Here is a 16494-nt window from a genome sequence, read left to right as displayed (position 1 = left end):
CCCGTTCCGCCCCCGTATCCCAACTGGCAGAGGACGCCGCCTTAAAAGCGGCTAGGTGTGGGTTCGAGTCCCACCGGGGGCACCATCGACCCGCCTCGCTGCGGTACCTGGACGAGAGATGGAGCTGGACGTCGACATGTGGCTGGATGCGGACGGGGTGTTCCATACCGCCGCCTTCGCCGACCCCCGGTCGGTGATGAGCGCCGACTTCGCGCGATCACTCGAACGACTGGCTCGCCGGTTCCGTGGGCGCCGGAGGATCGCGACTCTCGTCAGCGACCTCGAGGAGCAGATGTACGAGCTCGATCCGGCCGAGGTGATGCGGCTCCGCGACCAGATCGACAACGACCTGTTCGCGGAGCAGCCGGCGCCCGACGGTCTGCTGTCGGCGCCGTTCGACGACCTGGACGGACTCCGCGACCTGCTCGCGACCATCCCGCTGCGGTGGCGGCTCGACGCCCTGTTCGCCGTCGAGAGCGCCCTGCTCCGCTAAGGAGCGACCTGGACGCCGGGGTCCTGGTCCCGCAGCAGCGCGAGGACCGTCCCGCCCGCGAGGGTGGCGACCACGGCACAGGCCCCGAACGCCCGGGCCGTCGCGGCGGTGCCGGGGTGCGCGGTGAGGCTGCTGCAGACCGCGACGCCGACCGCGAGGCCGAGCTGCCGTACGGCGTTCACCGCACTCGTCGCGGCACCTGCCACCTGCGGAGGTGCCGTCGTGAGCGTGAGCATCGGCAGGGCGGGCGAGATCACTCCCGCTGCGAGGCCGGACAGGACGAGGAAGGGGAGCAGGCCGATCCCGCCGGGGCCGAGCAGGACGCAGGTCCCGCTGGCGGCGGCCACTCCGATCGTCAGGGTCGTCGCGCCGAGCGTCCACGACGGTCGGGTGTGGCGGAGCCGGGGGCTGAGTAGTCCCGAGGCGGCGATGAACGCGACGAGCTGGACGACGAGCAGCATCGAGACGGCGAACGCGCCGAGACCGGAGGAGACCTGCAGCCAGGTGGCGATGCCGGGGAGTGCTCCGAAGGTCGCGAAGTAGTAGGCGAACGAGGTGATGAGCACGGCCACGAACGGGCGCGACCGCAGGAGCCCTCGCGGGAGCACCGCATGCGCGCGGCCGCGCTCGACGGCGACGAACCCGGCGAGCGCGAAGGTCGCGATGCCGATGGATCCGAGCACCTGGGGATCGCGCGCCGTGCTGTCACCGAGGCGGGCGATGGCGTAGGCCAGGCTCGTGACCGCGGTCGTCGCCAGCACCAGGCCTGCCCAGTCGACCCGCGCGGAGGCGCCCGGCCCCCGTCCGCGGTCGGCTCCGGGGAGCCTGAGCCCGCGGATCAGGAGCAGGGACAGCACGCAGAACGGGAGCGCGGCGAGGAAGAGCCAACGCCAACCCAGGAGCTCGGTGAGGACGCCGCCGGCGACCGTGCCGACCGCCGAGGAGGCACCGGCCACGGCGCCCCAGATCGCGAACGCACGTGCCCGCCGGCCCGCCTCGGGATAGGCCGTGCCGATGAGCGCCGGGATGCAGCCCAGCATCAGCGCGCCCGCGACCCCCTGCGCGCCGCGGCCGGCGATCAGCCAGCCCGCGTCCGGTGCGAGCCCGGCGAGGAGCGTCGCCCCGGTGAACGCGGTCACGCCGACGACGTACACGCGCCGCGTGCCGAAGGCATCGCCGAAGGAACCGGCGCCGAGGAGGAGGCCGGCCAGCGCGACCGAGTAGCTGTTGACGACCCACTGCTGAGCGCCCGGTCCCGCGTCGAGGTCGGCGCCGATCGCCGGGAGGGCGACCGTCAGGACAGCGACGTAGGCCATCAGCAGGAAGGTGCCGAGACAGCAGGCGACCAACGGTCGCCAGTCGGCGGTCGCGGACCTCGGGGAGGCCGGGGCAGTCGTCGTGGGCGTCGCGGTCATGGGATCACGGTGCTGTAATGCTCTTGTGCGGGTAAACCCTTACGTTTCGGAACTGCTCGGCGTCGTCGTCTCCCTCGTGAACGACCGCCCCACCGACCTGCTCGCCCTGGAGGAGCGGTGGCGCTCCCACGGGATGCCGGTCGACAACCCGCCGCGGTCGGAGGACGCCGAGCTGGTGCGGGCGTTCCTGGACGCCTGGGAGGCGCTGGTCGACGAGAGCGGCGAGCCCGACCGCGTCGCGCTGCTCAACGGGCTGCTGCTCCGCTTCTCCAGCGCCCCTCTCGTCACCGACCACGACGGCAGCGGCTGGCACCTCCACTACCGCCCCGACGACGCGAGTCTCGGCGAGACCCTTGCCGCCTCGGTCAGCGTCGCGACCGCCGAGCACCTCACCCGCAACGGGATGCACCGGATCGGGCGGTGCGCGCTGGTGGAGTGCCGCCGCGCCTTCGCCGACCTCAGCCGTCCCGGCCGCCAGCGCTACTGCTCGCACCCGTGCGCCAACCGGGACGCGGTACGCCGCCACCGCCGCTCCCGGGACGCGGCTGCCCCGGGAGCGCCCTGAGTCCGGGACCGCCGACTTCTGCTGAGAGCAGAACTCCGCACGGAGGCCCGGATCGGCCCGGGGGATCGACCTACGATGAGGCATGGCCGAGGAGCAGAGGGATGCCGAGCCGCTGTGGCGGGATCTGGTGGGACGACGGCTGCGCGACCTGCGTCGCGAGCGCGGCGAGACGCTGACCGAGACGGCCGGCCGGGCCGGCATCTCGCCGCAGTACCTCTCGGAGATCGAGCGCGGCGTGAAGGAGCCGAGCAGCGAGATGATCGCGGCCGTGCTCGGCGCGCTCGACACGACCCTGCTCGACCTCACGACGTCGGTCGCCGGCGATCTCCGTCCGGTGCCGGTCCCCGTCCCGCTCCGGGCGTCGGCCGCCGTATCGACCCACGCGGTGTCGGCGTACGCGCTGGCCGCCTGATCAGCGCGCGGCCACGACGGCGGGCCCACGCTCCTCGATCACGTGGTCGATCAGGCCGTACTCCCGCGCGGCCACCGCGGTGAAGACCCGGTCGTGGTCCGTGTCGGCCCGCAGGGTGGCGGTGTCCTGGCCGGTGTGCCGCGACAGGATCCGCTCGATGTCGGAGCGCACCCGGACCACCTCGTCGGCCTGCAGGATCAGATCGGGGATCGCGCCGCGGCCCTGCGCGGCCGGCTGGTGCAGGACCACCCGGGCGTGGGGCAGCGCCGCCCGCTTGCCCGCCGCCCCGGCGGCGAGCAGCACCGCGCCGACGGCGATCGCCTGACCGACGCAGGTCGTGGCGACCTCGGGCCGGATGAACTGCATGGTGTCGTGCACGGCCAGCATCGCGCTCGGATCGCCGCCCTCGCAGTTGATGTAGAGCTGGATGTCCCGGTCCGGGTTGTCCGCCTCGAGATGCAGCAGCTGCGCGACGAGCGCGTTGGCGACGCCTGCGTCCATCGCGGTGCCGAGGTAGACGACGCGCTCGGTGAGCAGGTGGGAGTAGACGTCCATGATCCGCTCGCCGCGCGGGTGCTGGGCGATCACGTTCGGGACCAGGTAGGAGCTCATCGGGCCGCCCCCAGCCCGTGTCCCAGGCCCAGCGGCGCGCGACGGGGCGGCGCCAGGACGTCGTACGACGCCACGATCTCGTCGACGAAGCCGTACTCCAGTGCCTGCGGGGCGGAGTACCACCGGTCGTGCAGCGAGTCCTCGAAGATCCGCTCCAGCGGCTGCCCGGTGTCCTCGGCGATGAGGGCGAGGACGGTGTCGCGGGTGTGTCGTAGGTCCTGGGCCTGCAGCTCGATGTCGACGGCGGTGCCCGCGATCCCGGCCGAGCCCTGGTGCATCAGCACCCGCGCGTGGGGAAGCGCCCGGCGCTTGCCGCGGGCTCCGGACGACAGCAGGAACTGACCGGCACTGCAGGCGATGCCGAGCGCCAGGGTCGCGACGTCGCAGGGCACCAGTCGCATCACGTCGCGGATCGCCAGCATGGCCGGCACCGAGCCGCCGGGGGAGTGGATCCACAGTGCGATGTCGGCACCCGGGTCCTCGGCGGCGAGCCCGACCAGCTGGCTGGTCAGCAGCATGCCGTTGTCGTCGTCGAGGGCTCCGTCGAGGACGAGCACGCGCTGCTGGAGCAGCTCGCGTCGTACCCGGTCGTCGAACATGCGGGGTCGGTTGTCATCGCTCATGTCCCCACTGTCGGCGCGGTCCCGGCACCGGACCAGGCGGATCCGCCGACGGCAGCGGGCCGCTGCCGACAGCAGCGCGCCGGGCGGGTCTTGACTTCAGGTCCACCTGAAGCGGGACAGTGGTGCCATGCACCGTCACGACCACGATCACGACCACTCGCTCGAGGCGCTCCGCGACGCCCTGACCGCCGGCTTCTGGGACGAGCGGTACGGCGGCAGCGACCGCGTCTGGAGCGGCCGGCCCAACCAGCGGCTGGTCGAGCAGACCGCGGACCTGAGCCCCGGGACCGCGCTCGACGTGGCCTGCGGCGAGGGCGGCGACGCCGTGTGGCTGGCGAAGCAGGGCTGGCAGGTCACCGCTGTCGACGTGTCGCAGGTCGCCCTGTCCCGGGTGGCGCGGCATGCGGAGGACGAGGGGGTCGGCGACCGGCTGAAGGTCGGCTTCTACGACGCGCTCGCCGACCCGCGCCCGGCGGGACGGCACACCTTCGACCTGGTCTCCGTCAGCTTCCTCCACGTCCCGCAGCCCGACTTCGCCGCGGTCTACCGCGGCATCGCGGACGCCGTCGCCCCGGGCGGCCGACTCCTCGTGACCGCCCATCACCCCGACGACGTCGCCACCGGCGCCCGCCACGACCACGGCCCGGGCCTGATGTTCGAGCCCGAGCGCGTCGTCGAGACCCTCGGCGCCGACCGGTCGGCGAGCGGGTGGGAGGTCGAGGTCGCCGACACCCCGGTCCGCGAGCAGGTCACGCCCGACGGCCCGCTGCTCGTGCGCGACACCGTGGTCCGACTGCGCCGCGTGAAGTGACCTGAGTCACTTTCGGCAGTCGTTCTCGTTGATGGGATGTGCCCCGTAGAACACGTTCCATCCCGCTGGCGGTCGTGACCGCACTGGTGGCGGGGGTCCTCGCCACCGCGACCCCGGCCGTCCCGGCCACGGCTACGGCGACGACGACGCCTGCTCGGGTCGCACCCGCCGGCCAGGACGACCCGCCGCCGCAGCTGCGGCGCCAGGGACGCTGGCTGGTCGACGAGCGGGGCCGGGTCGTGATCGTCCACGGCTTCAACCTGGTCTGGAAGCTCGACCCCTACGTCCCGCCGGACACCGCCGAGGGCTTCACCATCGCCGACGCGCGGTGGCTGGAGCGCTACGGCTTCAACGGTGCCCGTCTCGGCACCCTGTGGGCCGGCATCACCCCCGACGCGCCGGGCGTGGGCGACCCGGCGTACCGCGACGGTTGGCAGCGGGTCATGGACCTGCTGGCCGAGCGGGGGATCTGGATGCAGCTCGACATGCACCAGGACCAGTGGCACGAGACGTACGGCGGCGAGGGGGTGCCCGACTGGGCGCTGCGCCGCCCGCCGCTGCTCGGCCTGCTGCCGCCGGTCAACCTGCCCTTCCCGATGGGCTACTGGACGCCCGAGAACTCGGCCGTCTTCGACCAGTTCTGGGCGGGCCGGCACGGCGGTCTCGACGGCTGGGCGCGGGCCTGGCAGGTCGCGGCGGAGTGGTGGAAGGACCAGCCGCACCTGATGGGCTACGACCTCATCAACGAGCCGTGGATGGGGCTGGAGTGGCTGACCTGCTTCACCAACGGTTGTCCCGGCTCCTACCGACGCGAGCTGCAGCCGGCGTACGAGAAGGTCACCCGGGCGATCCGCGAGGTCGATCCGGCCAATGTCGTGTGGTGGGAGCCGCAGCAGCTCGCCGCCGGGCGCCCGGTGCCGACGTACCTGGAGCCGATGGCGGGGGAGGACCAGCTCGGCTACTCCTGGCACAACTACTGCCAGGACGTCTTCCTGGAGTCCCAGGGCCTGCCGTTCGGCAAGGTCGAGAACTGCTGGCGGTTCAGCCGGGAGCGGACGGCGACCGCGCTCGCCCAGGCCGCCACGATGGGGGCCGCGCCGATGATGAGCGAGTGGGGCGCGACCGACAACCTGCGCGCCATCGAGATCGACGCCGCCGTCGCCGACGAGAACCTGATGGGCTGGAGCCACTGGGCCTACAAGCGCTGGCAGGACCCCACCACCGCCGACGACGCGCAGGGCATGTTCCGCGACGACACCGACTTCGGATCGGTCAAGGAGGGCAAGCTGCGCCGCCTGGTGCGCACCTACGCCCAGGCCACCGCCGGCACGCCGCTGGCGATGGCCTTCGACGCCGGCACCGGCGACTTCTCCTACCGGTACCGCTCCAACGCCGTCGACGCCCCGACCGAGATCTTCGTCAGCCCCCTGCACTACCCCGCCGGGTACGACGTCACGGTGACCGGCGGGCAGTGGACGGCGGGCACCGGCGGACGGATCGAGGTGCGGCCCGACGTACCCGGTCGGGAGGTGGCGGTCCGGATCACGGGGCGCTGAGATCGCCGGTCCGGGAACCTTTGGCAACGTCCGCACGTTGCACCAGCATCGAGACACCTAGACTGTAGGTGGAGGGCGTCCGCCGTGGGCGCCCGGCAGACTCGCAAGCCTGCGGAGGAGACCATGCAGAGCAACAACCCGGTGTTCCGGCGCTCCGAGGAGTTCAACCGGTCCGGAGCCGCTGCCTACCAGGGCTTCGGTGAGCCGCAGTACGGCGGCTACCAGCAGCCCGGCTACCCCGCCCCGGAGGCGCCCACCGGCGCCCGCCAGGGCCGGATGACCATCGACTCGGTCGTCCAGTCGACCGCGATCACGCTGGCCGTCGTCTTCCTCACCGCGGCGGCGACGTGGATCCTCACGCCCTCCATCGAGGGCGCCGACGTCGCCGAGGACCTGGCCCCGCTCTACGCCGCGTCCGCCATCGGCGGCATCCTGGCCTTCGTCCTGTCCCTGGTGAACTCGTTCAAGCGCCAGATCAGCCCGGCGCTCGTGCTCGCCTTCGCCGCCGCCGAGGGTGTCGCCCTCGGCGCGATCAGCAAGACCTTCGACGCCTTCATCGGCGACACGATCGTCCTGCAGGCCGTCCTCGGCACCATGGCCGCGTTCGCCGGCACCCTGGCGGCGTACAAGTTCTTCGACATCCAGGTCGGCAACAAGTTCCGCACCATGGTGACGGCCGCGATGTTCGGCATGGTCGGCCTCGGCCTCATGGAGATCGTCCTCAGCATGTTCAGCGCCGACCTCGGCCTGTTCGGCTTCGGTCCGCTGGGCCTGCTGTTCGCGGTCGCGGGCCTCGTGCTCGGTGTGTTCATGCTGGTCATGGACTTCGACTTCGTCGAGCAGGGCGTCCGCAACGGCATCCCGGAGCGGGAGTCGTGGCGCGCGTCGTTCGCGATGACCGTCAGCCTGGTCTGGATCTACACCAACCTGCTGCGCATCCTCGCGATCCTCCAGCAGGACTGACCTCTCGTCGTACGACGGCCCCGGCCCACCTCGGTGGGTCGGGGCCGTCGTGTTTTCGGTTCACCTACCGAATTCGTCGCCCCCGAGCGGTCTGAGCGACAATTCCGGTAGGTGAACCGCGCGCCGCGACCGACCTCACGCCACCTGCCGCCGCAGCCAGATCCGCCGGTCCTCGTCGCCGAGGGCGCGCCGTCGGTCCACGGTCGACGTGTCGATCCACCACCAGGGCTGGTCGAGGGTCCACTCCGGGGTCGGGCGCCGCTGCCCCGCTCGTCGGTACGCCGTCGCCAGCCTGCCGTCGAACGAGCGCAGGTCGCGCAGGTCCGCCGAGAGCATGGTCACCACCTCGAGCCCGAGGCCCCGGCACCGCTCCTCGACCTCGAGGTCGCGGCGGCGTACCCGCGTCCGATCGTGCACGATCCCGTCGTACTGCCCGATCACCCCGGCCTCGGCGTCGAGGAGGTCCGGTGTCATCAGGTGGTTGCCGCGGAGGTCGAAGATCGGCGGGTTGCAGAGCAGGCGGGCCCCCGCTCGCTGATCGCGCCAGCGCATCAGCAGGGTGACCTCCTGGGGCGACCAGAGGTTCGTCGGAGAGATCGATCGCTGCGTTGAGGCGCCGCGTGTGGGGCCTCCCCTTGATCCGCGCTGCATAGGAGCGGATCTCGCCGAGGCTCACGAGGTCGTCGGCCATCGCCATGCAGATGACCCGGACGGTGTCCTCGAGCGAGCGGGCCCGCAGCGCGGCGGCGCAGACCGATCTCTCGGCCCGGGTGATGGGCAGGCCGTCCCACCGGCCGATGTCGTCCTCGAAGAGCCAGTCCCGCCACAGCTGGACCCCTGCGCGTGGCGCCAGGTGGGCCGAGTCGCCGATCGCCAGTGGCACCGGAAGCGGATCGCCGCGAGCGGTGCGGCCCGGGAACCACCGTGCCTGCTGCCAGTGCAGGGCCGCCCAACCCGTGGCTGCCGAGCCTTCCGGCGCTCCGGCGACCGCCTCGACGATGCGTTGGAACTCGCTGTCCGGCACCTCCGAGGGCACGAACAGCCCCGGCCCGCTCGCACGGCGCCAGCGGGGTCCTCGCGCCTGCCCCGGCGTCGGCCCGGTGCGGCCCGACGGGTCGGCGCGTACCGGGACCACGATGTCGCTGCGGTCGATCTCCAGATCCATCCGCCCAGCATCGGCGAATCCGGGTACCCGCCGGGGGCTCCTCCACAGGCTGCTCCCGGAGGTGCGGTTCACCTACCGAATTCGTCGTGAACCGCCGCCGGAGACGACAAATTCGGTAGTTGAACCGGAGACCCGGACCAGCCTCAGGCCGGATCCGGGGCGGTCTCGTGCTCCTCGGGCGCCTCGCCGGGGACGTGCTTGCGACCGCGGCGGTGCCGCAGCTCCACCCAGAGGCCACGGACGCCGGCCCGGCGACCGCCGACCTCGGTGCCGCCCAGCTCGGTGCCGGGTTCGTTGACGGCCTGGACAGCGGCCCGGGTGACGGGCAGGACGCCCTCGCCGCGGTAGGCCTCCAGTCCGGCCTCATCGGGCGCGTGCTCGAGCGCGGCGAGCACCGACGGGACGAGGACGCCGGCCAGTGCCCGGTAGCCCCGGGCGGAGGGGTGGAACTGGTCGGGGCCGAAGAGCAGCGCGGGCGCCGCCGCGAACTCCGGGCCGAGGATGTCGCCGAGCGAGACGGTCCGGCCGCCCTCCTCGACCACGGCGATGGTCTGCGCGGCGGCGAGCCGGCGCGACCAGGCGCGCGCGACCTGGCGCAGCGGGGGAGCGATCGGCTGGATGGTGCCGAGGTCGGGACAGGTGCCGACGACGACGGTCGCGCCCGCGCCGATCAGCCGGCGTACGCCGTCGGACAGCGAGCGCACCGAGTGCGAGGGCCGCACGGTGTGGGTGACGTCGTTGCCGCCGATCAGGATGACGGCGGCGTCGGGCTCGATCGGCAGCGCCCGGTCGACCTGGGCAGCGAGGTCGGAGGACTTCGCGCCGACGACGCAGAACTCGCGCAGGTAGACCCGGCGGTCGGCGTGCTCGGCGACGGCGGAGGCGATCAGCGCGCCCGGAGTCTCCTCGACCCGCTCCACGCCGTAGCCGGCCGCGCTGGAGTCGCCGAGCAGGGCGATCCGGATGGCCGGGCCGGGGCGGCCGCGGCCGTACCACCCGGTCGCGTCCGGCGGCGGCTCGTCGCGAGCGGGGCCGATGGTCTTGCGGGCGAGCCGCGCCTCCGCGGAGAGCACGCCGTAGAGGCCCGCGCCGAGGGCGGAGAGCCCGCCCCCGCCGTACAGCGCGGCGGCGGCGAGCTTGCGGGCTGCGGACGCCTTGCTCACAGGCCCCACCCTACGGAGACCCCGATACGGTGGGGCCATGGAGTACGTGGAGTCCCTGCTGCAGCTGATCGGCAACACCCCGCTGGTCCGGCTCAACCGTTCCCTCGACCTTCCCGACGGCGACGGCGGACCGCTGGTGCTGGCCAAGGTCGAGTACCTCAACCCCGGCGGTTCCGTGAAGGACCGGATCGCCACCCGCATGATCGAGGCCGCGGAGGCGTCCGGTGCGCTCCAGCCCGGCGGCACGATCGTCGAGCCGACGTCCGGCAACACCGGCGTCGGGCTGGCGATGGTGGCCCAGCAGAAGGGCTACCACTGCATCTTCGTGTGCCCCGACAAGGTCAGCGAGGACAAGCGCAACGTGCTCAAGGCGTACGGCGCCGAGGTGGTCGTCTGCCCGACGGCGGTCCCGCCCGAGCACCCCGACTCCTACTACAACGTGTCCGACCGGCTCGCCAACCAGCCGGGAGCCTGGAAGCCCGACCAGTACTCCAACCCGCACAACCCGCGCTCCCACTACGAGGAGACCGGTCCCGAGCTGTGGCGCCAGACCGAGGGTCGGATCACGCACTTCGTCGCGGGCGTCGGCACCGGCGGCACGATCTCCGGCATCGGTCGCTACCTCAAGGAGCAGAACGGTGACGTGCAGGTCGTCGGGGCCGACCCGGCCGGCTCGGTCTACTCCGGCGGCACCGGCCGCCCCTATCTCGTCGAGGGCGTGGGTGAGGATTTCTGGCCCGAGACCTACGACCGCGGCGTGGCCGACCGGATCATCGAGGTCTCCGACGCCGACTCCTTCGCCTTCACCCGCCGCCTCGCCCGCGAGGAGCAGATGCTCGTCGGCGGCTCGTCCGGCATGGCCGCCTTCGCCGCGCGCCAGCTCGCCCAGGAGCTCGCCGCCGAGGGGAGGAACGACGCCGTCATCGTCGTGCTGCTGCCCGACTCGGGCCGCGGCTACCTCAGCAAGGTCTTCAACGACGACTGGCTGGCCCAGTACGGCTTCAGCACCGGACAGCCGCGGCCGGCCCAGACCGTCGGTGAGGTGCTGCGGAGCAAGTCGGTCGGCATGCCCGCTCTCGTGCACACCCACCCCAACGAGACGATCGCCGAGGCGGTCCAGATCCTCCAGGAGTACGGCGTCTCGCAGATGCCCGTCGTGCGTGCGGAGCCGCCGATCGTGGCGGCCGAGGTCGCCGGCTCGGTCTCCGAGCGAGCGCTGCTCGACGCGCTGTTCACCGGCAAGGCCAAGCTGACCGACTCGGTCGAGCTGCACATGTCGCCGGCCCTGCCGACCATCGGCTCGACCGAGGACGCCACCGCCGCCGTACCCCTGCTGGAGTCGGCCGACGCGGTGCTGGTGCACGAGGACGGCAAGCCGGTCGGCGTGCTGACCCGGCACGACCTGCTCAACTTCCTCGCCCGTGGCTGAGGCCGGGCCCGGCCTGCCGGCCGGGGTCCGCGCCGCGACGCCGGCGGACGTCCCCGACGTCCTCCGGCTGATCCGGGCGCTCGCCGAGTACGAGCGCGAGCCCGACGCCGTCGTGACGACCGAGGCCGACCTCCACCGCTGGGTGTTCGGTGACGACGCGGTCGCCCGGGTCCTGGTGGCCGATTCCGCGGAGGGGGCCGTCGTCGGCATGGCGCTGTGGTTCCGCACCTACTCCACCTGGACCGGCGTGCCGGGCATCTACCTCGAGGACCTGTACGTCGAGCCGGCCGCGCGCGGGGGCGGTCTGGGCAAGGCGCTGCTGACCGCGCTCGCCCGGATCGCCGTCGACCGCGGGTACCGCCGCGTCGAGTGGGCCGTGCTCGACTGGAACACGCCGTCGATCGAGTTCTACGAGGCCCTCGGTGCCCGGCCGATGCAGGAGTGGACGACCTACCGGCTGACCGGCCCGGCGCTCGCGGAGCTCGGCGCCCCCGGCACGTAGTAGCGGCAGCTGTGGTGGGCCGCGAAGCCCAACCGCTCCCAGAACGCCTGCCCGCCGGGGTTCTCGGCCTCGACGTGCAGCCACGCGGTCAGCGCGCCCTGCTCGGCCGCCCAGCCCAGCAGCCGCGCGACGACAGCGGCGCCCAGCCCGCGCCGACGGTACGACGGGTCCACCGTGACGCCGTGCAGGCCGACCCAGTCGCCGTCGACCGCCGCGTGCCCCTCGGCCACGGGGTCGCACCCGCTGCCGGCGCTGACGACCGCGCGCGAGCCGGTGACGGAGAGCTCGACCGGCGTGGCCGGTGCCGTCGCGGACGGTGGCAGCGCCCGGCGTACCCGCGACACGGAGGCGAGCCACAGCTCGGCGTCGCCCACGCCCAGCGGCGCCCACCCCGCGGCGGCCACGGCCGCCTCGACCTCCGAGCCGGTCTCGACCTGGACCAGCGGGTCGCGGCCACGCTCGGCGTAGAAGGCGGCGACGGTGGCGAGCGCCTCCGGGACCGGACGGTCGGGATCGCCCATCGCCAGGCAGGAGTTCGCGCGCTTGAGCAGCCGGCCAGACGGCCGGGTCTCGCTGCGCAACACCCAGGCGCCCAGCGGCGCGGTCTCGACGCCCGGCCAGAGCGCCGCGGTGTGGGCCTCGGCGTCGCGGGAGCTCACCCGCATCCGCGCCGGCGCGCGCGGTGGCACCGGCTTACCGGAGACGACGTCGGCCAGCGCGATCCGGACCTTCTCGCCGTCGGCCCGCTCGACCAGGCAGCTGTCGGCGTCCCACGCCAGGCAGGTCCCGAGGACGTCGGTGAAGGCCGGCCCGCCGCTCGGTCCGGTCCGCCCGCGCAGCACCCGGCGGACGACGATCCGCTGGCCCACGACGTGGGGTCCGAGGAGATGGCGTCCAGAATCCGGGGGTCTGCGCGCGTCGGGCACGCCGGGGATACTAGGCTGGCCCCGATACGAAACACATTCGTGTCTGACTTTTGCCGCTAGTCCTGGTCCAGGAGGAACAGATGACCTACATCATCTCGCAGCCGTGCGTCGATGTTAAGGACCGTGCGTGCGTCGATGAGTGTCCGGTCGACTGCATCTACGAGGGCAAGCGGATGCTCTACATCCACCCCGACGAGTGCGTCGACTGCGGTGCCTGCGAGCCGGTCTGCCCGGTCGAGGCGATCTTCTACGAGGACGACGTCCCGGAGGAGTGGAAGGACTACTACGACGCCAACGTGAAGTTCTTCGACGACCTCGGCTCGCCCGGCGGTGCCGCCAAGATGGGCGAGATCGACAAGGACGCCGAGTTCATCGCTGCGCTCGAGCCGCAGAACCAGGATCACTGAGCCCGCCTTGGTGACGTTGGGTGCCGTCTCGGGCCGGCTGCCCGACTTCCCCTGGGACAAGCTGCCCCAGTACGCCGAGCAGGCCCGTGCGCACGCCGGCGGGATCGTCGATCTCTCGATCGGGACGCCGGTCGACCCGACGCCGCAGGTCGCGCGCGCCGCGCTGACCCGGGCGGCCGACGCGCCGGGCTACCCGGTGACGATCGGCACTCCCGAGGTCCGGCAGGCGGTCGTCGACTGGCTGGCCGGCACCCATGGCGTGACCGGCCTCGGTCTCGACCAGGTGCTGCCCCTGATCGGCTCCAAGGAGTTCATCGCCTCGCTGCCGACCTACCTCGGCCTCGGGCCCGGTGACCTGATCGGCTACCCGGCGCTGGCCTACCCGACCTACGAGGTGGGCGCGGCGCTGGTCGGCGCCCGCGCCGTCGCCACCGACGCACTGACCACCTTCGGCCCCGAGACGCCGAAGCTGCTCTGGGTCAACTCGCCGTCGAACCCGTCCGGCCGGGTGCTCCCCAAGGAGCACCTCAAGAAGGTCGTCGACTGGTGCCGCGAGCGCGGGGTCCTGCTCGTCTCCGACGAGTGCTATCTCGACTGCGTCTGGGAGGGCGAGGCGTACTCCGTCCTGCATCCCGACATCTCCGGGGGATCGGCCGAGGGCATCCTCGTGGTCCACTCACTCTCCAAGCGCTCCAACCTCGCGGGCTACCGCTGCGCGTTCGTGGCCGGCGACCGCGACGTCATCGCCGAGTTGCTCGCGGTCCGCAAGAACCTGGGGCTGATGATGCCCGCGCCGCAGCAGCACGCCATGGCCGCCGTGCTCGGCGACGAGGCGCACGTCAAGGAGCAGCACGAGCGCTACCGCGCCCGTCGTACGGTGCTCCGGACGGCGCTGGAGGCCGCCGGCTACACGATCGAGCACTCCGAGGCGTCGCTCTACCTGTGGACCACCCGGGGCACTGCCGACGATGGCGGCCCGGACTGCTGGCAGCTGGTCGCCGATCTCGCGGCCCGGGGGATCCTGGTCGCGCCGGGCGCGTTCTACGGCGCCGCCGGCTCCCACCACGTCCGGATCGCACTCACCGCGACCGACGAGCGGATCGCCGCCGCGGCGGAACGGCTCGCCCCAACCCGTTGAGTTGACTCGAACTCACCGTTGAGTTGCCCGAGACTCACCGTTGAGTTCGAGGAAACTCAACGGTGAGGTTGGGGAAACTCAACGAATACGTCGATGTGGTCATGCGGGTGCCAGCCGGTGCCGCGGGCACGTGCGAGCCGGGAGCAGTGAGATGAGTCGGATCAAGGTCGTCCTCGCCGATGACCAGGCCCTGGTGCGCAGCGGTGTCCGCGCGATCCTCGAGGCCGACGACGACATCGAGGTGGTCGCCGAGGCCGAGGACGGCGTCACGGCCGCGCGGCTCGCGCTGGCCCACGACGCCGACGTCGTGCTGATGGACGTCCAGATGCCGGGGTCCGACGGGCTGGAGGGCCTGACCCGGTACCAGGACGACGGTGGCCGGGCCGGCGTGGTGATGCTGACCCTCTACGACCTCGACGAGCACGTCGACCGCGCGCTGCGTGCGGGCGCCTCCGGCTTCCTGCTCAAGACCGCCAGTCCGGCCGAGCTGACCGCCGCCGTCCGCGACGCCGCGGCCGGACGAGCCGTGTTCGCGTCGTCGGTGACCGACCGGCTGGTGCGGGCCTACCGTGCCCTGGAGCCGCAGCGCGCGCTGAGCGCCGCGGCCGGGCGCCCGCCGGCCCCGTTCGACGAGCTGAGCATCCGCGAGCGGGAGGTGCTGCGGGCGATGTGCGACGGGCTCTCGAACGCCGAGATCGCGGACCTGCTGTTCCTGAGCGAGACCACCGTCAAGACCTATGTGACCCGGATGCTGGCCAAGCTCGGCGTGCGCGACCGGGTGCAGGCCGTGGTCCTGGCCCACCGGGCCGGCCTCCACCACCTGGCGACGCCGGGCATGTCATCCGAAGGTTGACCCTGGTCGTCACCCGCAGGACGACGCGACGCCCCCGCGACGGTTCCTAGGCTGCTCTCTCCATCGTCCGCCGGCCCGACCGGCTGTTGCGGGCGTTCCCCTTCTCGAGGAGCTGTTCCATGGGTCTGCGCCGACTGCTGCGCTCATTCATCGTCGTCGTCACCACCGTGACACTCGGTCTCGCCACCGGCTTGCTGGCGACTCCCTCCGCCGGGGCCGCGGTGTGCCTCGACTGCGAGGAGCCGGAGCTGCCCGGTCCGGGCGGGCCGTCGTGCCCGACCATTGTCGCGACCACCGACCCCGCCCTGGCACCCGGGAACACCTATCGGGTGGGACGGACGGTCACCGCGACGACGGGAACCTGGAACACCGCTGCCAAGACGCTCAAGGTCTGGTGGTACGCCGGGACGGCTCCGGTCACGCCGGGGACGTCGTACGCCACGCCGTCCTCGCGCACGGTCAGCTACACGCTCAAGGCGGCCGATCTCGGCAAGCCGATCCGGCTCATGGCCGTCGCGTACGGCACCGACACCGCCTGCACCAAGTCGGAGTACTCGGCGCCGGGGACGGCGACGAGCCTCGGTGACCGGCCGACGACCACGGCGGTGCCGACCATCCAGGGCAGCCTCGTGGTGGGGGCGACGCTCACCGCCCAGCCGGGCACCTGGTCGCCGACGCCCACCTCGTTCGGGTACAGCTGGCGATGGGACGGGGACAGCGCCGTCCGCGGCACGGCGCAGACCTACCAGCTGACCGGGGCCGACCTGGGCAAGCGGATCCAGCTGTACGTCACTCCCGTCCTGGCCGGGCACGAGCCCACGTCGTTGACCAGGGTCACGCCGGGTACGGTCGCGGCGGCAGCCGCTCCGGTGCCGACCACCCCGCCGGCCGTGGGCGCTACGCCGGCGGTGTTCGGCACGGCGACGGTGCTGGACCCCGGCAGTTGGTCGCCGACGCCCGACAGCGTGAGCATCCAGTGGCTGCGGGACGGCACGCCGATCCCCGGCGCGACCGACCGGAGCTTCGTCCCCGGCCTGGCCGAGGTCGGCACCCTCCTGTCCGTCCGGGTCACGGCGCGGCGCGCCGCGCACGCGGACGGGGTCGCCGTCGTCGTGGCGGGCCGGGTGCAGCGTGCTGCCGCGCCGGTGTGGGCCGGCGGAACGGTCGAGGTGAAGGGCAAGGGCCGGACCACCCTGGGCAAGAGGATCCGCACCCGCTGGACCGCCGCCAAGGTGCGCGCCGCGCTGGGGGCACCGGACGCCCGGGTCTCCTACCAGTGGCTGCGGAAGGGCAAGCCGATCGCCGGTGCCACCCCGGCGCACAAGGCGGTGAAGAAGGACCGCCGCAAGCGGCTCCAGGTGGTCATCACGATCTCGGTGCCGGGGCACGACGACCTCGTGCTCGTCTCGAAGGCCGTCAAGATCAAGCCGCGGCGGTAGCCGGCTACACGCGGCTGATCGT

General features: G+C 72.7%; 18 protein-coding genes and 1 tRNA gene. 13 read left to right on the top strand and 6 right to left on the bottom strand.

The features are described from left to right. The first annotated feature begins 8 nt into the window (after positions 1-8). Both QJ852_18825 and QJ852_18820 read left to right on the top strand, forming a co-directional pair. Positions 9-85, top strand: a tRNA-Leu gene (locus QJ852_18825). A 33-nt stretch (positions 86-118) separates the two neighbouring features. Next, a complete protein-coding gene (locus QJ852_18820; GenBank protein ID WGX95203.1) occupies positions 119-493 on the top strand; it encodes a hypothetical protein in 375 nt (124 codons plus the stop codon). Here the strand turns inward: QJ852_18820 and QJ852_18815 are convergent. Further along, on the bottom strand, positions 490-1908 hold the full coding sequence (locus tag QJ852_18815) for an MFS transporter (GenBank protein ID WGX95202.1): 1419 nt from the start codon (positions 1906-1908) through the stop codon (positions 490-492). The genes QJ852_18820 and QJ852_18815 overlap by 4 nt on opposite strands. A 76-nt stretch (positions 1909-1984) precedes the next feature. Between QJ852_18815 and QJ852_18810 the strand changes: the two genes are divergently transcribed. Together QJ852_18810 and QJ852_18805 are read left to right on the top strand one after the other, a co-directional pair. After that, positions 1985-2473 carry a CGNR zinc finger domain-containing protein gene (locus QJ852_18810; GenBank protein ID WGX95201.1) on the top strand — a complete coding sequence of 163 codons (489 nt, stop codon included), beginning with the start codon at positions 1985-1987 and terminating at the stop codon, positions 2471-2473. A gap of 82 nt (positions 2474-2555) precedes the next feature. Next, positions 2556-2885, top strand: a complete 330-nt coding sequence (locus QJ852_18805) for a helix-turn-helix transcriptional regulator (GenBank protein ID WGX95200.1) — start codon at positions 2556-2558, stop codon at positions 2883-2885. Here the strand turns inward: QJ852_18805 and QJ852_18800 are convergent, their stop codons facing one another. Further along, the gene (locus tag QJ852_18800; GenBank protein ID WGX95199.1) at positions 2886-3497 is read right to left on the bottom strand and encodes an ATP-dependent Clp protease proteolytic subunit; all 612 of its coding nucleotides are present in this window, start codon (positions 3495-3497) and stop codon (positions 2886-2888) included. Then, the gene (locus tag QJ852_18795; protein WGX95198.1) at positions 3494-4120 is read right to left on the bottom strand and encodes an ATP-dependent Clp protease proteolytic subunit; all 627 of its coding nucleotides are present in this window, start codon (positions 4118-4120) and stop codon (positions 3494-3496) included. Before QJ852_18795 ends, QJ852_18800 begins: the two co-directional genes overlap by 4 nt. A gap of 127 nt (positions 4121-4247) precedes the next feature. Here QJ852_18795 and QJ852_18790 point away from each other — a divergent pair, with 127 nt between their 5' ends. The 3 genes from QJ852_18790 to QJ852_18780 all read left to right on the top strand — a co-directional run bounded on the left by QJ852_18790 (position 4248) and on the right by QJ852_18780 (position 7450). Then, positions 4248-4931: a methyltransferase domain-containing protein gene (locus tag QJ852_18790; protein ID WGX95197.1), complete on the top strand. Its 684-nt coding sequence runs from the start codon at positions 4248-4250 to the stop codon at positions 4929-4931. Positions 4932-5005: 74 nt separating this feature from the next. Then, positions 5006-6487, top strand: coding sequence for a cellulase family glycosylhydrolase (locus QJ852_18785; protein WGX95196.1), 1482 nt, complete (start codon positions 5006-5008; stop codon positions 6485-6487). Between the two features lie 123 nt (positions 6488-6610). Further along, positions 6611-7450 carry a Bax inhibitor-1/YccA family protein gene (locus QJ852_18780; GenBank protein ID WGX95195.1) on the top strand — a complete coding sequence of 280 codons (840 nt, stop codon included), beginning with the start codon at positions 6611-6613 and terminating at the stop codon, positions 7448-7450. 135 nt (positions 7451-7585) lie between these two features. Here the strand turns inward: QJ852_18780 and QJ852_18775 are convergent, their stop codons facing one another. Both QJ852_18775 and QJ852_18770 read right to left on the bottom strand, forming a co-directional pair. Continuing rightward, the gene (locus QJ852_18775; protein WGX95194.1) at positions 7586-8002 is read right to left on the bottom strand and encodes a hypothetical protein; all 417 of its coding nucleotides are present in this window, start codon (positions 8000-8002) and stop codon (positions 7586-7588) included. A 756-nt stretch (positions 8003-8758) separates the two neighbouring features. Then, a complete protein-coding gene (locus QJ852_18770) occupies positions 8759-9778 on the bottom strand; it encodes an SGNH/GDSL hydrolase family protein (protein WGX95193.1) in 1020 nt (339 codons plus the stop codon). Between the two features lie 37 nt (positions 9779-9815). Between QJ852_18770 and QJ852_18765 the strand changes: the two genes are divergently transcribed. Both QJ852_18765 and QJ852_18760 read left to right on the top strand, forming a co-directional pair. Next, entirely contained in the window at positions 9816-11207 is a 1392-nt protein-coding gene (locus tag QJ852_18765; protein ID WGX95192.1) for a cystathionine beta-synthase, read from the top strand. Then, positions 11200-11709, top strand: a complete 510-nt coding sequence (locus QJ852_18760; GenBank protein WGX95191.1) for a GNAT family N-acetyltransferase — start codon at positions 11200-11202, stop codon at positions 11707-11709. The genes QJ852_18765 and QJ852_18760 overlap by 8 nt, the downstream gene beginning before the upstream one ends. Here QJ852_18760 and QJ852_18755 read toward each other — a convergent pair. Then, positions 11658-12578 carry a GNAT family N-acetyltransferase gene (locus tag QJ852_18755; protein WGX95190.1) on the bottom strand — a complete coding sequence of 307 codons (921 nt, stop codon included), beginning with the start codon at positions 12576-12578 and terminating at the stop codon, positions 11658-11660. The two genes, QJ852_18760 and QJ852_18755, sit on opposite strands and share 52 nt — an antisense overlap. A gap of 137 nt (positions 12579-12715) precedes the next feature. Here QJ852_18755 and QJ852_18750 point away from each other — a divergent pair, with 137 nt between their 5' ends. The 4 genes from QJ852_18750 (at position 12716) to QJ852_18735 (ending at position 16472) form a co-directional block, all read left to right on the top strand. Further along, on the top strand, positions 12716-13042 hold the full coding sequence (locus tag QJ852_18750; protein ID WGX95189.1) for a ferredoxin family protein: 327 nt from the start codon (positions 12716-12718) through the stop codon (positions 13040-13042). A 10-nt stretch (positions 13043-13052) separates the two neighbouring features. After that, positions 13053-14180, top strand: a complete 1128-nt coding sequence (gene dapC / locus QJ852_18745) for a succinyldiaminopimelate transaminase (GenBank protein ID WGX95188.1) — start codon at positions 13053-13055, stop codon at positions 14178-14180. Between the two features lie 151 nt (positions 14181-14331). Beyond that, positions 14332-15033, top strand: a complete 702-nt coding sequence (locus tag QJ852_18740; protein WGX95187.1) for a response regulator transcription factor — start codon at positions 14332-14334, stop codon at positions 15031-15033. Positions 15034-15152: 119 nt separating this feature from the next. Further along, positions 15153-16472: a hypothetical protein gene (locus QJ852_18735; GenBank protein WGX95186.1), complete on the top strand. Its 1320-nt coding sequence runs from the start codon at positions 15153-15155 to the stop codon at positions 16470-16472. Positions 16473-16494: the final 22 nt, after the last annotated feature.

Origin of the sequence: Nocardioides sp. L-11A (assembly GCA_029961745.1) — a bacterium.
Taxonomy (GTDB): Bacteria; Actinomycetota; Actinomycetes; order Propionibacteriales; family Nocardioidaceae; genus Nocardioides.
The sequence above is the reverse complement of the archived record's forward strand: the minus strand, read 5'-3'. Positions and strand labels throughout refer to the sequence as shown.

Excerpts from the sequence above, each read along its gene's own strand:
- QJ852_18735 (WGX95186.1), top strand. The coding sequence starts at position 15,153 with ATGGGTCTGCGCCGACTGCTGCGCTCATTCATCGTCGTCGTCACCACC.
- QJ852_18815 (WGX95202.1), bottom strand. The coding sequence starts at position 1,908 with ATGACCGCGACGCCCACGACGACTGCCCCGGCCTCCCCGAGGTCCGCG.
- QJ852_18740 (WGX95187.1), top strand. The coding sequence starts at position 14,332 with ATGAGTCGGATCAAGGTCGTCCTCGCCGATGACCAGGCCCTGGTGCGC.
- QJ852_18795 (WGX95198.1), bottom strand. The coding sequence starts at position 4,120 with ATGAGCGATGACAACCGACCCCGCATGTTCGACGACCGGGTACGACGC.
- QJ852_18780 (WGX95195.1), top strand. The coding sequence starts at position 6,611 with ATGCAGAGCAACAACCCGGTGTTCCGGCGCTCCGAGGAGTTCAACCGG.
- QJ852_18750 (WGX95189.1), top strand. The coding sequence starts at position 12,716 with ATGACCTACATCATCTCGCAGCCGTGCGTCGATGTTAAGGACCGTGCG.
- QJ852_18805 (WGX95200.1), top strand. The coding sequence starts at position 2,556 with ATGGCCGAGGAGCAGAGGGATGCCGAGCCGCTGTGGCGGGATCTGGTG.
- QJ852_18765 (WGX95192.1), top strand. The coding sequence starts at position 9,816 with ATGGAGTACGTGGAGTCCCTGCTGCAGCTGATCGGCAACACCCCGCTG.
- QJ852_18800 (WGX95199.1), bottom strand. The coding sequence starts at position 3,497 with ATGAGCTCCTACCTGGTCCCGAACGTGATCGCCCAGCACCCGCGCGGC.
- QJ852_18790 (WGX95197.1), top strand. The coding sequence starts at position 4,248 with ATGCACCGTCACGACCACGATCACGACCACTCGCTCGAGGCGCTCCGC.
- QJ852_18820 (WGX95203.1), top strand. The coding sequence starts at position 119 with ATGGAGCTGGACGTCGACATGTGGCTGGATGCGGACGGGGTGTTCCAT.
- QJ852_18775 (WGX95194.1), bottom strand. The coding sequence starts at position 8,002 with ATGCGCTGGCGCGATCAGCGAGCGGGGGCCCGCCTGCTCTGCAACCCG.